Raw genomic sequence first — 12,696 nt, 5'->3', positions numbered from 1 at the left:
TCGCATTGGTGGCGCGGATGAGACGTGCGACTGCCGCCTCAGAGCTGGTCGGTCGGCACGAACCACGAGAACAGCAGCAGCTGGAATCGCGTGAGCATGCTGGAGTCGGGCTCGCTGTCGAGCACCTCGTTGTGCACGTCGCCGGTGCCGATCCATTGCACGTTCTGGCCGTCGGGCTTGAGCACGACGCGGTACACGCCTTCCATGTCGTCCAGCTGGTAGGCGAAGAGCAGCGCCTGCGTGAGCTCGAAGCTGCGCACGCGCACGCCGAACTCGGTGTTCAGCAGGGCCGAGCGAGGGTCGAGGTTCATCGAGCCGAGCAGCACCCACTGGCGATCGACCAGCGCGAGCTTGGCATGCAGGCGTCCGCGCGCCTTCTTGAGCAGGCTGCGGAACTGGCCGCTGCGCTTGAGCTGCTGCGTGCTGACCTCGTACAGGTTCACGCCCAGCTTGAGCATGTCGACGCGGTAGCGGTTGTAGTTGATGTTCACCAGGGGTTCGTCGCTGTCGGCCAGCGAGTTGGTGACCACCGTGATGCTCAGGCCGTGGTCGCGGCCCATGCGGATGCGCTCCATGCCCTCGTCGCCGGGAATGAAGTAGGGCGAGATCACCACCACGCTCGACTTTGCAGCGCCCAGCATCTCGTGGAAGCGCCGCGCCAGCGATTCCTGCGGGCGGGCCATCGTGCCCAGCGCCTTGTTCGGGCTGTCGGCGGTAGCGGTGGCCTCGGCGCGGATCCAGCGCGTCTCGCCGATGTTGTCGAGCTGCGCGCCCAGTGGCAGGTCGCCCAGCAGGTCGGTGGCAGCCAGCGGATCGGGCAGCGGTGCGAAGGCAGGCGAGGTCGCCGCGTCGAAGGCGGCTTTCAGTTCGTCGGGCGTGAGCGTCGTGCCGGCCATGCGCTGCAGCGGGTAGACCACGTCGCTGTTCCAGTAGGTGTCGAAGATCCCGGCCGATTGCGGCACCACCGGGCCGGCCAGCAGCAGCTCGAAGTCGATGAAGTTGGCGCTCTCGCTGCGCAGGAAGTACTCGTCCGCGAGGTTGCGCCCGCCCGCGATGGCCATGGCGCCGTCGGCGATGAAGAGCTTGTTGTGCATGCGATGGTTGAGCCGCCGGAAATCGCCGAAGAACTCCAGCCAGCGCAGCGACGAGTGGTCGCGCGCGTTCACGAAGGGGTTGAACAGCCGCACCTGCGCATGGGGCTCGGCGGCCAGCCCGAGCAGCAGGCGGTCCATGCCGGCCGTGTAGAAGTCGTCGAGCAGCAGGCGCACGCGCACGCCGCGCCGGGCTGCGTCGCGCAGTTCACGCAGCAGCAGCCGACCGGTCTTGTCGTTGCCGAGCTGGTAGGTCTGCACGTCGAGCGAGGCCTGGGCCCGGCGGATCAGCTCCAGCCGCGCGTCGAGGGCGAACGAGGCTTCGATGAGCGGCCGCATGCTCGAGAGGCCGTCGGGCGGCGAATCGAGGCTGGCGGCGGCGCGGCCGAGCAGGGTGGCGGACGACGCGGGAATTGCCACCTCAGGCGGCGCGTCGCGTGCGTCAGGCAGACGGGGCGGCAGGCCGGCGCAGCCGGTGAGCACCAGCGCGACCAGCACCAGCGCCGGGCCGCGCAGCGCGGGAAACAACGAGGCGAGGAGCTTGAGCATGGGGCCTGTCAGCGCACGCATCGGCGTGCGGGCGGCATCGTAGCCCGTCGGGCGCGGGCAATCGCGGCACTTTTGCAACACCTCGCGCCCTGCTGCTGGAAAACCTGTAGATCGCGACTTTCTTGGCAATAGAATGCGAATTGTTATCAATAGTGTTCAGCGAGCGGAAAATGGCAAGAATCTTGGCGCGGCGCAAGGCCGCTTCGGTGCTGGTGGGCTGTCTGGCGATCTACGCGCAGCAGCACGTTCTGGCGCAAACCAGCGGCACGGGCTCGCTCCCGGAAGTGCGCGTCGATGCGAACGCCGAGGCCGAAACCGCCACCACGCCCGTGATCGGCTACCGCGCGAAGAACGCCGTCACCGCCACCAAGACCGACACGCCGCTGTCGGAGACGCCGCAGTCCGTCACCGTGGTCACGCGCGACCAGATGGTCGACCAGGGCGCGACCAACCTGCAGGAGGCGCTGAACTACGCCGCAGGCGTGCGCTCCGATGCCTACGGTGTCGATTCGCGGACCGACTCGATCCGCGTGCGCGGCGCCTACCCCGACATCTACCTGGACGGCCTGCGCCAAGCCTACGGCTACTACACCAGCACCACGCGCACCGAGCCCTACACGCTGGAGCGCCTCGAAGTGCTGCGCGGCCCCTCGGGCATGCTGTTCGGCGCGGGCACCGCGGCGGGCGTGGTCAACATGGTCAGCAAGCGGCCGCTGCAGGAGGCCCAGCGCGAGGTGGGCGTGCAGTTTGGCAGCTTCGGTCGCAAGCAGCTGCAGGCCGATCTCACCGGTCCGCTGAACGCCGATGGTTCGCTGTCGTACCGGTTGATCGCGCTGCAGCGCAAGTCCGATTCGCAAGTGGACCATGTGCCCGACGACCGCAGCGTGATCGCGCCGTCGCTGACCTGGCGCCCCAACGCGGCGACTTCGCTGACGCTGCAGGGCCTGTGGCAAAAAGACAAGAGCGGCAGCAGCTCACAGTTCCTGCCATGGGAAGGCACCTTGCTGCCGGCCCCGTTCGGCCGCGTGCCGGCCAGCCGCTTCATCGGCGAGCCCGGCGACTACTACAACAGCGAGCGCAAGACCTTCGGCTGGCAGTTCGAGCACAAGTTCAACGACAGCTGGACCGTGCGCCAGAACTTCCGCTACGCGAAAAATGAAAACGACAACCGCTACCACTACGGCGGCGCGTTCAGTGGCTTCGACAGCTGGTCGACCGACCCCATCTTCAAGCGCGTGCTGGCCCGCTACTACGACAGCCAGCTGACGCGCAACCGCACGCAGACACTCGACAACCACGTCGAAGGCCACTTCCAGACCGGCGCGCTCAAGCACACGCTGCTCGTGGGCGCGGACTTCGCGCGCCAGCGCGAGAACGTCTGGGGCGGCACCACGGCCGACACCATCGACATCTATGCGCCGGTGTACGGCCACCTCGACGAGCCCGAGCGTGCGGCGCGTCCGCGCACCCGCCAGCGCCAGACCGGCGTGTACCTGCAGGACCAGATCAAGCTCGACAACTGGATCTTCGTGGCCGGCCTGCGCCATGACCGGGCCGTGTCCAGTGCCGTGGGCAGCGAAGAGCAAAAGAGCAGCGCCACCACCAAGCGCCTGGGCGTGATGTACGCCCATCCCTCGGGCTGGTCGCCGTACCTGAGCTACAGCGAATCGTTCACGCCGCAGTCGCCGCGCGACGGGCGCATCTTCTCGCCGCTGCGTGGCGAGCAGTGGGAGGCGGGCGTCAAGTACGAGCCCAAGGACCGCGCCCTGGCCTTCAGCGCCGCGGTGTACGACCTGCGCGAGAAGAACCAGATCGTCGAAGAGCAGCCGAAGGTGTTCTCGCAGCGCGGCCTGACCAAGACCAAGGGCGTGGAACTGGAGGCCAAGGGTTCGGTGGGGGCCAACCTCGACCTGGTCGCGCACTACAACTACACCGACGCCGATGCGCAGATCGAGGGCTTGCCCAAGCACCAGGCCAGCTTCTGGGCGAAGTACAAGTTCTCGGTGGCCGGCATGAGCGGCTTCTCGGCGGGGGCCGGCGTGCGCGTGATGAGCTCGTTCCGCGACACCCAGTTCGGCGTCGGTCCGCGCATCCCGGGCGTGGCACTGGCCGACCTGGTGTTCGCCTACGATACGGCCAACTGGCGCTATGCGCTCAACATCAACAACGTGACGGACAAGGTGTATTTCAGCACCTGCCTGTCGCGCGGTGACTGCTGGTACGGTGCGCGACGCAACATCGTGGCGAGCGCCACCTACCGCTTCTAACCCCCTTTCACGCAACCACGCACGACGACGACATGGACAGCCGAAAGATCAAGACCTGGGCCTGGGTGCACAAGTGGAGCAGCCTTGTCTGCACGGTGTTCATGCTGCTGCTGTGCATCACCGGGCTGCCGCTGATCTTCCATCACGAGATCGGCCATCTGCTGGGCACCGAGGTCGAGGCGCCGAAGATGCCGGCGAACACGCCGCGCGTGAGCCTGGACCGCGTGCTCGAAGTGGCGCGTGCTCAGCACCCCGATCGCGTGGTGCAGTTCGTCTCGCATCCCGAGGACGACGACGGCCTGTGGTTCGTCACGCTCACGCCGACGCCCGCACCCACCGACGACTTCAAGTCGGTTGCGGTCGATGCCCGCACCGGCGTCATCCTCGCGCAGCCGAAGTTCGACGAGGGCTTCATGTACGTAATGTTCAAGCTGCACGTCGACCTGTTCGCGGGTCTTCCGGGCAAGCTGTTCCTTGGCTTCATGGGCTTTTTGCTGCTGGTGGCGATCGTCTCGGGCGTGGTGCTGTATTCGCCGTTCATGCGCAAGCTCGACTTCGGCACCGTGCGCCGCGAGAAGCGGCCCCGCCTGAAGTGGCTCGACCTGCACAACCTGCTGGGCATCGTCACCCTGGTGTGGCTCTTCGTGGTCGGTGCCACCGGCATGATCAACACCTGGGCCGACCTGGTGATCAAGTACTGGCAGTACGACCAGCTCACCACGCTGCTGGCCCCCTACAAGAACGAGCCCGTGGTCGCCGTGGGCGAACGCGGCTCGGTGCAGCGCTCGTATGACGCGGCAATGCAGCACGCGCCGGGCAATCGGCTGTCATTCATCGCTTTCCCCGGCACCGCGTTCTCGAGCCCGCACCACACCACCTTCTTCCTGCAGGGCAAGGAGCCCTTCACCTCGAAGCTGCTGCAACCGGTGCTGGTCGATGCGAAGACCACCGAGATCACGGCGGCGCCGAAACTGCCCTGGTATCTCACGGCGCTGCTGGTGTCGCAGCCGCTGCACTTCGGCGATTACGGTGGCATGCCGATGCAGATCCTGTGGGCGCTGCTCGACATCGCCACCATCATCGTGCTGGGCAGCGGCCTGTACCTGTGGCTCAAGCGCGGCAACACGGTGCCCGCGCGGACGACCCCGGGCGCGGCGCCTGCCCCGGGGCGCGCGCCACCTTCGGCACCGGGCCCGCAGCCCGAACCGGCACCGGCCATGAAGGTGCAGGCATGACGGCGCACCACAAGGCATCGCACCAGTCCTTCTGGCGCATGTGGGGCTGGCCGATCGTGATGGGTGTGCTGACCACCATCGGCCTGATCACCGCGCTGTTCAGCGACGGCGGCCTCGGCGACATGGTGGCCTGGGCGGGCCTGGGTATTCCGGTGCTCGTGTGCGCCTGGTACGGCTGGCGCCGCTCGCCGCGCGCGGGTTCGCGCTAGGCGCAAGGGGCAGGGCGCCGACGCAGAATCGGTGCCGATGAATGCCGCACTCTCTTACCCGCTTCGCCTGCTGATCCTGGGCGCTCCGCTGGCCGTGCATGGCCAGCAACCCGCAGCGGTGCCGGCCGGCACGCTGCGCGATGTCACCGTTTCCACGCCGCGCGGCACGCTGTCTCCGTTTCTTGTGCCCGGCTCGGTCGATCGCGTCGATGGCGACGAGATGCGCGACAGCCGGATGCAGGTCAACCTTTCGGAAAGCCTCGGCACCGTGCCGGGCCTGCAGGTGCAGAACCGCATGAACTACGCACAGGACCTGCAGCTGTCGGTGCGCGGCTTCGGCGCGCGCTCGACCTTCGGCGTGCGCGGCGTGCGCCTGTACGTCGACGGCATTCCCGCGACCTTGCCCGACGGGCAGGGACAGACCTCGAACATCGACATCGGCTCGGTCGACCGCGTCGAGGTGCTGCGCGGTCCGTTCTCGGCGCTGTACGGCAATTCGTCGGGCGGCGTGGTGCAGGCGTTCACGGCCTCGGGGGAGGGCGCGCCGCGCCTGTCCTATGGCTTGGCCGGCGGCAGCTTCGGCAGCTGGCGCCAGTCGCTGCAGGTCAGTGGCTCGCAGGGCGCGGTCGATTACCTGCTCGGCGCGAGCCACTTCCGCACCGATGGTTGGCGCGAGCAGAGCGCCGCGCAGCGCAACATCGCCAACGGCAAGCTGGGCGTCGCGCTCGACAACGGCGACAAGCTCACGCTCGTGTTCAACAGCGTGCGCATCGAGGCGCAAGACCCGCTGGGCCTGACGGCCGAGCAGGTGGCGCAGGCGCCGCGCAAGGCACCGCTCGCGCTGCAGTACGACACGCGCAAGACGGTCGAGCAGACGCAGGTCGGCTTGCGCTACGAGCGGCGGCTCAGTGCCGGGCAGGCGCTGCAGTTCATGGTCTATGGCGGCGAGCGCAAGACCGTGCAGTTCCAGTCGATCCCGCCGTCGGCGCAGCAGAGCCCGCTGCATGCGGGCGGCGTGATCGACCTCACGCGCCAGTACGGCGGCGTCGACCTGCGCTGGACCGCCGCGTTGCAACTGGCCGACCGGCCGTTCGACCTCGTGGCGGGCCTGGGCTACGACAGCCTGCGCGAGCGGCGTCGCGGTTACGAGAACTACCAAGGCCCCACGGCGGCGCAGGTACTGGGCGTGCAAGGGCGACTGCGCCGCAACGAGCGCAACGAGGTCTGGAACCTCGACCCTTACGCCCAGGCCGCCTGGCGCTTTGCCGAGCGCTGGACGCTCGAGGCCGGCGTGCGCCGCAGCCGCGTGCACTTCGATTCGCACGACCTGTACATCGGCGGTGCGAACCGCGACGACAGCGGCAGCGCGAGCTACAGCAAGACCTTGCCCGTGGCCTCGCTGCGCTACCAGGCCACGCCCGATCTCGCGTTGTACGGCTCGGTCGGCCGGGGCTTCGAGACGCCGACGCTCAACGAGCTGTCGTACCGCCCGGGCGGCGCCAGCGGACTCAACTTCGGGCTGCGGCCTTCGGTGAACGACAGCCTCGAGGTGGGCGCGAAGGCGCGGCTGGCCGGCGGCCTGCTGACGGCGGCGCTGTTCCACACGCGCACGCGCGACGAGATCGTCACCGCCACCAACAGCGGCGGCCGCGCCACGTTCCAGAACGCCGGGCGCACGCGGCGCAACGGCTTCGAGCTGGGGTGGCAGCACGAGACGGCCGACCACTGGCGCACGCAGGTCGCCTACACGTGGCTCGACGCGACGTACCGCGATGCGTTCTGCTCGCCGTCGCCTTGCGCCGGCAGCAACGCGGTGAACGCAGGCAACCGCATCCCGGGCATCGCGCGGCAGTCGCTGTTCGCTTCGCTCGGCTGGGTGCCGCCCGAGGGCTGGCGCGCGGGTGTCGAGATGCGCGCGCTGAGCCGCATCCAGGCCAACGACCTGAACACCGCCAGCGCACACGGCTATGCCGTGGCGGCGCTGTACGCCGGCTACCTGAAGAAGTGGGAGCGTTGGGACTTCAATGCCTTCGCGCGCGTCGACAACCTGTTCGACCGGCGCTACATGGGCTCGGTCATCGTCAACGAAGGCAACGCGCGCTTCTACGAGCCCGCGCCGGGCCGCAACTGGACAGTCGGCCTGAGCGGCGCGTACCGCTTCTGAGCGCGCCATGACAAAGGCCCGCCGCCCGAGGGGACGGCGGGCCTTTGGGCGTCAGGCGCTCGCGGTGTGCTTACTTGAGGCCGGCTGCAGCGCGCAGTGCGGCGGCTTGCGTGGTGGCTTCCCAGGTGAACTCGGGCTCTTCACGGCCGAAGTGGCCGTAGGCGGCGGTCTTCTGGTAGATCGGGCGCAGCAGGTCGAGCATCTGGATGATGCCCTTCGGGCGCAGGTCGAAGTGCTCGCGCACGAGTTCGGCGATCTTCTCGTCCGGGATCACGCCCGTGCCTTCGGTGTAGACCGTGATGTTCATCGGCTGGGCCACGCCGATGGCGTACGCCACCTGGATCTGGCACTGGCGCGCCAGGCCCGCGGCCACGATGTTCTTGGCCACGTAGCGCGCCGCGTAGGCGGCCGAGCGGTCGACCTTCGAGGGGTCCTTGCCGGAGAACGCGCCGCCGCCGTGCGGGCAGGCGCCGCCGTAGGTGTCGACGATGATCTTGCGGCCCGTGAGGCCGCAGTCGCCCTGCGGGCCGCCGATGACGAAGCGGCCGGTCGGGTTGATCAGGTAGCGCGTGTTCTGCAGCCATTCCTTGGGCAGCACGGGCTTGATGATCTCTTCGATGATGGCTTCGTTGAACGAGGCCTTCATCTTGGTCGGCGTTTCGCTCTGGTCGGGGCTGTGCTGCGTGGAGAGCACCACGGTGTCGATGCTGTGGGGCTTGCCGTCCACGTAGCGCATCGTGACCTGGCTCTTGGCATCGGGGCGCAGGAAGGGCAGGCGGCCGTCCTTGCGCAGCTGGGCCTGGCGCTCCACGAGGCGGTGCGCGTAGTAGATCGGCGCGGGCATCAGCTCGGGCGTTTCGTCGCAGGCGTAGCCGAACATCAGGCCCTGGTCGCCGGCGCCGGTGTTCAGGTGGTCGTCGCTCGCGTGGTCCACGCCCTGGGCGATGTCGTTGGACTGCTTGTCGTAGCAGACCATCACGGCGCAACCCTTGTAGTCGATGCCGTAGTCAGTGTTGTCGTAGCCGATGCGTTTGATGGTGTCGCGCGCGACCTGGATGTAGTCGACGTGCGCGTTGGTCGTGATCTCGCCGGCGAGCACCACGAGGCCGGTGTTGGTCAGCGTTTCGGCGGCGACGCGGCTGCGGGGGTCCTGCTCGAAGATCGCATCGAGGATCGCGTCCGAGATCTGGTCCGCGACCTTGTCGGGATGGCCTTCGGAGACCGATTCGGAGGTAAAGAGAAAGTCGTTCGCCACTGTGGTCACTCCTTGAAGTTGCAATTGGCGCGTTGCCAACTCTGCGGAGCCCTGGCGAACGCTTTAGCAGATGTCGAGGTATCGACGGGACACAATCGCCTGCGCGCTTGTGGGTGTCGCCCTGCAAGTTGTTCCGTAACTCGGCGACAATTTGCATTCTATTCGAGCCGCGCAATACCATGCGCGCGCCTGCGCCTTTTGACGCTCCCTGACTCTGCCTCCCTCCCCGTTCAATGATCACCCTGTTCCGCCTGCTTGCCCGCGTGCCGATGCCGTTGATGCATCGGCTCGGTGCCTTGCTGGGATGGCTGGTCTGGTGGTGCGCGCCGGACTACCGCCGCCGCTTCAAGGCCAACGCCGAGAGCGCCGGCCTCTCGCCCGCGCAGTACCGCCCCGCCATCGCTGCCGCCGGCCACATGGCGTCCGAGTTGCCCTGGCTGTGGCTGCGCCCGCAAGGCGAGAGCGTGCTGACGCGCGTGGTGCGCTGGGAAGGCGTCGAGGCGTTCGAGACCGCCATGCGCGCGAAGAAGGGCGTGATCCTGGTGGCGCCGCACCTGGGCAGTTGGGAAATGTGCGGCCAGGCCATCGGCGAGCGCTTCCTGGAGACCTTCGGGCCAATCACCGCGCTGTTCCGCCCGGCGCGCAAGAAATGGATGGCCGACCTGATCGCCGCGGGCTCGCGCGACCGGCCCGGCCTGCAGACCCTGCCGACCAACAACACCGGCGTGCGCGGCCTGATCCGCACGCTGCGCAGCGGCGGCTACACCGGCATCCTGCCCGACCAGGTGCCGCCGCTGGGGCAGGGCGTGTGGGCGCCTTTCCTCGGCCGCCCCGCGTACACCATGACCCTGCTTCCCCGTTTGGCCCAACAGACCGGCGCCGCCTGCTTCCTCAGCGTGTGCGAGCGCCTGCCGCGCGGCGCGGGCTACGTGATCCGCTTCGAGCCGATCGTCGGCACCGCGCTCACCGACCCCCATGCGTCCATCGAAGACGCTGCTGCTGCCATGAACGATGGCATCGGCCGCCTCATCCACAGCCTGCCGGGCCAGTACGTCTGGGACTACGCGCGCTACAAGGAGCCGCGCGGCGAGCCGGCGGTGGTGGCTGCTGCCGGAGGGGCTGCGCCATGAGCCTGAGCTCCCGACTCGGCATCGGCTTCATGCGGGTGCTGGCACCGATGCCCCTGCCGCTCGTGCGCGGCTTCAGCAGGGCCCTTGGCCGTTTGCTGCACACCATCGCCGTGCCGCGGCGGCGCGTGGTCGACCGCAACCTGGCCCTGTGCTTCCCCGAAAAATCGCAGGCCGAGCGCCGCGCCATCGCGCGCGAGACCTTCGTCTTCGTTGCGCAGTCGTGGCTGGACCGCAGCTGGCTCTGGCATGCGCCCGAACAGGTGGTGAAGAGCCGGCTGAAGATCGTTGGCTCGGCGCCGGAAATCCGCGAGATCGCCGAGGGCGATGCGCCGATGATCCTGTTCGCGCCGCACTTCTACGGGCTCGATGCCGCAGCCACGGCGCTCACCATGCACACGGCGCGCCCCTCGGCCACGATCTACACGACCCAGCGCGACCCGATGGTCGACGCCTGGATCCGCGAAGGCCGCACGCGCTTCGGCGACGTGGCGGCACTCAACCGCGTCGACGGCATCAAACCCATCCTCTCGGGACTGCGCAAAGGCGGCCTGCTGTACCTGTTGCCCGACATGGATTTCGGGCGCGACCAGACCATCTTCGTGCCGTTCTACGGCGTGCAGGCGGCCACCGTGCCGTCGCTGTCGCGCTTCGCGCGACTGGGCAAGGCCAAGGTGGTGCCGGTCGTGGCGAAGCTCACGCCCGGCGGCTACGAGATCCGGGTGCTGCCGGCGTGGCAGAACTTCCCGACCGACGACGTCGAGGCCGACACGGCGCTCATGAACGAGCGCCTGCAGGGCTACATCGACACGATGCCGTCCCAGTACTACTGGGTACACCGGCGCTTCAAGACCCGCCCCGAGGGCGAGCCTCCGATTTATTGAAAGCCCCCCGGCTTTTCACTTCGCTTCGCTGCGTGTAACTCCACTCCCCGAGGGGGAGGCGCGGCCCGCCTTGGAGCGGCCCGGCGGCGGCCGCCTCAATTGCGGGCCAGGAAGCCTTCGATTTCGCGCGCGACCAGCTGCGGCTGCTCGTGCACGATCCAGTGGGTGGCGTTCGGCACCTTCTTGACCTCGAGCTGGGGCACGTAGTCTTCGAGCCCATCGAGCAGGCCCGGCAGCAGTGCTGCGTCGTCGAGCGCCCAGAACACGAAGGTCGGCACATTCACCGTGAGGCGTTCGCGCGGCAGCACCGGAATGCCGTCGATGGTCTGCCCCGGCATCGGCGGCTTCATCGGCGTCACGCGGTACAGGTTGCAGGCGCCGGTCAGGCCCGCGCTCCAGACTTCGCGGTACTGCTGCTTCACTTCTTCGGTGAGCCAGCCAAAGCCGTCGGGGCCGGCCTTCATCAGCAGGAAGAAGGGCCACATGCGCTTGAAGTCGTCGGCCGCGAGCAGGGCTTCGGCGTCGGGGCGCGCCAGGAAGTTCATGTACGCGCTGGCCTGCTGCTGCGCCGGGTTGTTGCGCAGCTCGCGCGTGAAGGTGCCCGGATGCGGTGAATTGATGATGACCAGCTTGCCGACCTGCTGCGGGAAGGCGTTGGCGTAGCCCCAGGCGAAGGCGCCGCCCCAGTCGTGGGCGACCAGCGCGGCCATCGTGCCGTCGGCGCTCTCGGTGGCGACGAGCTGCTGGATGTCCTGGATCAGCAGGTGGGCCTTGTAGTCGGCCACTTCCTTGGGGGCGCTGGACTTCTCGAAGCCGCGCAGGTTGGGCGCCACGCAGCGGTAGCCGCCGTGGGCCGGGTCCGAGAAATAGGCGAGCAGCTCGTCCCAGATGAACGCGGCCTCGGGAAAGCCGTGCAGGAACACCATCAGCGGCCGGCCCGGCTTGCCGGCGGCGCGGCAGCTCAGGGTGGTGCCGTTGGGCAGGCTGCGTTGGAAGGTCTCGATCATGCTTCGTGTCTCCTTGGGTTGACTGTCGCTATTCTTTTGATAGTGAACTTCGCAGGCGAGGCGCTCGATGCAGCCGGTTCCTCTAGCGCATCAGGCGTCTTCGGCCGGTGGCGGCTCAGGGGGCGTCGGTGCCGCGGCAGCGTCGTCGGGATGCACCCAGCGCCACAGCAGCTCGGCGGCCTCGCCGACCCCTTGCTTCTTCAGGGCCGAGAACAGTTTGACCTCGCCGCCGCCGGCGTTCAGTCGCGTAATCGACAGCACCTTGGCGGCTTCGCTGCGCGTGAGCTTGTCCGACTTGGTCAGCAGGATCAGGAACTTGAGACCTTGCTGCACACGCGGACGGATCACGTCGAGCAGGATTTCGTCGAGTTCGGTCAGACCGTGGCGCGGATCGCACATCAGGACAACCCCGCGCAGGCTTTCGCGCGTCATGAGGTAGTTACCCATCACGCGCTGCCAGCGCAGCTTGGCTTCCTTCGGCACGGCCGCGTAGCCATAGCCGGGCAGGTCGGCCAGCACGGCGTCGTCGACCTTCTGCTTGCCAATGCCGAACAGGTTGATGTGCTGCGTGCGGCCCGGCGTCTTCGAGGCGAAGGCCAGGCGCGTCTGCTGCGTCAGGGTGTTGATGGCGGTCGATTTGCCGGCGTTGGAGCGGCCGACAAAAGCGATCTCGGGCAGATCGACCGGGGGCAGGTGTTCCAGCTGCGGAGCGCTGGTCAGGAAGTGGGCGGTGTGAAGCCAACCCAGTGCCACGCGCTCGCGTTCAGCGACCTGCGGGTCCGCGGCAGGGGCCGCGCGGGGAGGATAAGCGGCGGACTTGGCGCGCGGGGAAGTCATCTATGGGCTTTCGGAACGGGGCGCCATTGTAGAATCGCGGGGTTTTGCGCCATAAATTCGAAGCCCCCGAT

General features: G+C 68.0%; 10 protein-coding genes. 6 read left to right on the top strand and 4 right to left on the bottom strand.

All coding sequences use genetic code 11. The annotated features are described in order from the left end of the window. Window positions 1-38: 38 nt before the first annotated feature. A complete protein-coding gene (locus ASD34_RS03700) occupies window positions 39-1,640 on the bottom strand; it encodes a phospholipase D family protein (RefSeq protein WP_056572861.1) in 1,602 nt (533 codons plus the stop codon). 170 nt (window positions 1,641-1,810) lie between these two features. On the opposite strand from ASD34_RS03700, the gene ASD34_RS03695 reads away from it, so the two are divergent. Genes ASD34_RS03695 through ASD34_RS03680 form a run of 4 tightly spaced genes read left to right on the top strand, consistent with a single transcriptional unit; the run spans window position 1,811 to window position 7,515 of the window. Next, window positions 1,811-3,907, top strand: coding sequence for a TonB-dependent siderophore receptor (locus ASD34_RS03695; protein WP_056572859.1), 2,097 nt, complete (start codon window positions 1,811-1,813; stop codon window positions 3,905-3,907). A gap of 32 nt (window positions 3,908-3,939) precedes the next feature. After that, window positions 3,940-5,142: a PepSY-associated TM helix domain-containing protein gene (locus ASD34_RS03690; protein ID WP_056572856.1), complete on the top strand. Its 1,203-nt coding sequence runs from the start codon at window positions 3,940-3,942 to the stop codon at window positions 5,140-5,142. Then, window positions 5,139-5,351: a hypothetical protein gene (locus ASD34_RS03685; protein WP_056572854.1), complete on the top strand. Its 213-nt coding sequence runs from the start codon at window positions 5,139-5,141 to the stop codon at window positions 5,349-5,351. Before ASD34_RS03690 ends, ASD34_RS03685 begins: the two co-directional genes overlap by 4 nt. A gap of 37 nt (window positions 5,352-5,388) precedes the next feature. Next, entirely contained in the window at window positions 5,389-7,515 is a 2,127-nt protein-coding gene (locus ASD34_RS03680; RefSeq protein WP_056572851.1) for a TonB-dependent receptor, read from the top strand. 70 nt (window positions 7,516-7,585) lie between these two features. Here the strand turns inward: ASD34_RS03680 and metK are convergent, their stop codons facing one another. Beyond that, window positions 7,586-8,770, bottom strand: a complete 1,185-nt coding sequence (gene metK / locus ASD34_RS03675; protein ID WP_056572848.1) for a methionine adenosyltransferase — start codon at window positions 8,768-8,770, stop codon at window positions 7,586-7,588. A gap of 233 nt (window positions 8,771-9,003) precedes the next feature. Here metK and ASD34_RS03670 point away from each other — a divergent pair, with 233 nt between their 5' ends. After that, window positions 9,004-9,900, top strand: a complete 897-nt coding sequence (locus ASD34_RS03670) for a lysophospholipid acyltransferase family protein (RefSeq protein ID WP_056572846.1) — start codon at window positions 9,004-9,006, stop codon at window positions 9,898-9,900. Continuing rightward, window positions 9,897-10,781 carry a lipid A biosynthesis acyltransferase gene (locus ASD34_RS03665; RefSeq protein ID WP_056572843.1) on the top strand — a complete coding sequence of 295 codons (885 nt, stop codon included), beginning with the start codon at window positions 9,897-9,899 and terminating at the stop codon, window positions 10,779-10,781. Before ASD34_RS03670 ends, ASD34_RS03665 begins: the two co-directional genes overlap by 4 nt. 95 nt (window positions 10,782-10,876) lie before the next feature. Here ASD34_RS03665 and ASD34_RS03660 read toward each other — a convergent pair whose 3' ends face one another. Together ASD34_RS03660 and yihA are read right to left on the bottom strand one after the other, a co-directional pair. After that, window positions 10,877-11,788, bottom strand: a complete 912-nt coding sequence (locus ASD34_RS03660; RefSeq protein WP_056572840.1) for an alpha/beta fold hydrolase — start codon at window positions 11,786-11,788, stop codon at window positions 10,877-10,879. 90 nt (window positions 11,789-11,878) lie between these two features. Next, window positions 11,879-12,625, bottom strand: a complete 747-nt coding sequence (yihA, locus tag ASD34_RS03655; RefSeq protein ID WP_056572837.1) for a ribosome biogenesis GTP-binding protein YihA/YsxC — start codon at window positions 12,623-12,625, stop codon at window positions 11,879-11,881. Window positions 12,626-12,696 lie beyond the last annotated feature (71 nt).

This window comes from Variovorax sp. Root473, assembly GCF_001426505.1.
Classification (GTDB): Bacteria; Pseudomonadota; Gammaproteobacteria; order Burkholderiales; family Burkholderiaceae_C; genus Variovorax.
This window is presented reverse-complemented; position numbering and strand designations above follow the sequence as displayed.

Excerpts from the sequence above, each read along its gene's own strand:
- ASD34_RS03690 (WP_056572856.1), top strand. The coding sequence starts at position 3,940 with ATGGACAGCCGAAAGATCAAGACCTGGGCCTGGGTGCACAAGTGGAGC.
- yihA (WP_056572837.1), bottom strand. The coding sequence starts at position 12,625 with ATGACTTCCCCGCGCGCCAAGTCCGCCGCTTATCCTCCCCGCGCGGCC.
- ASD34_RS03700 (WP_056572861.1), bottom strand. The coding sequence starts at position 1,640 with ATGCTCAAGCTCCTCGCCTCGTTGTTTCCCGCGCTGCGCGGCCCGGCG.
- ASD34_RS03660 (WP_056572840.1), bottom strand. The coding sequence starts at position 11,788 with ATGATCGAGACCTTCCAACGCAGCCTGCCCAACGGCACCACCCTGAGC.
- ASD34_RS03680 (WP_056572851.1), top strand. The coding sequence starts at position 5,389 with ATGAATGCCGCACTCTCTTACCCGCTTCGCCTGCTGATCCTGGGCGCT.
- ASD34_RS03695 (WP_056572859.1), top strand. The coding sequence starts at position 1,811 with ATGGCAAGAATCTTGGCGCGGCGCAAGGCCGCTTCGGTGCTGGTGGGC.
- ASD34_RS03665 (WP_056572843.1), top strand. The coding sequence starts at position 9,897 with ATGAGCCTGAGCTCCCGACTCGGCATCGGCTTCATGCGGGTGCTGGCA.
- ASD34_RS03685 (WP_056572854.1), top strand. The coding sequence starts at position 5,139 with ATGACGGCGCACCACAAGGCATCGCACCAGTCCTTCTGGCGCATGTGG.
- ASD34_RS03670 (WP_056572846.1), top strand. The coding sequence starts at position 9,004 with ATGATCACCCTGTTCCGCCTGCTTGCCCGCGTGCCGATGCCGTTGATG.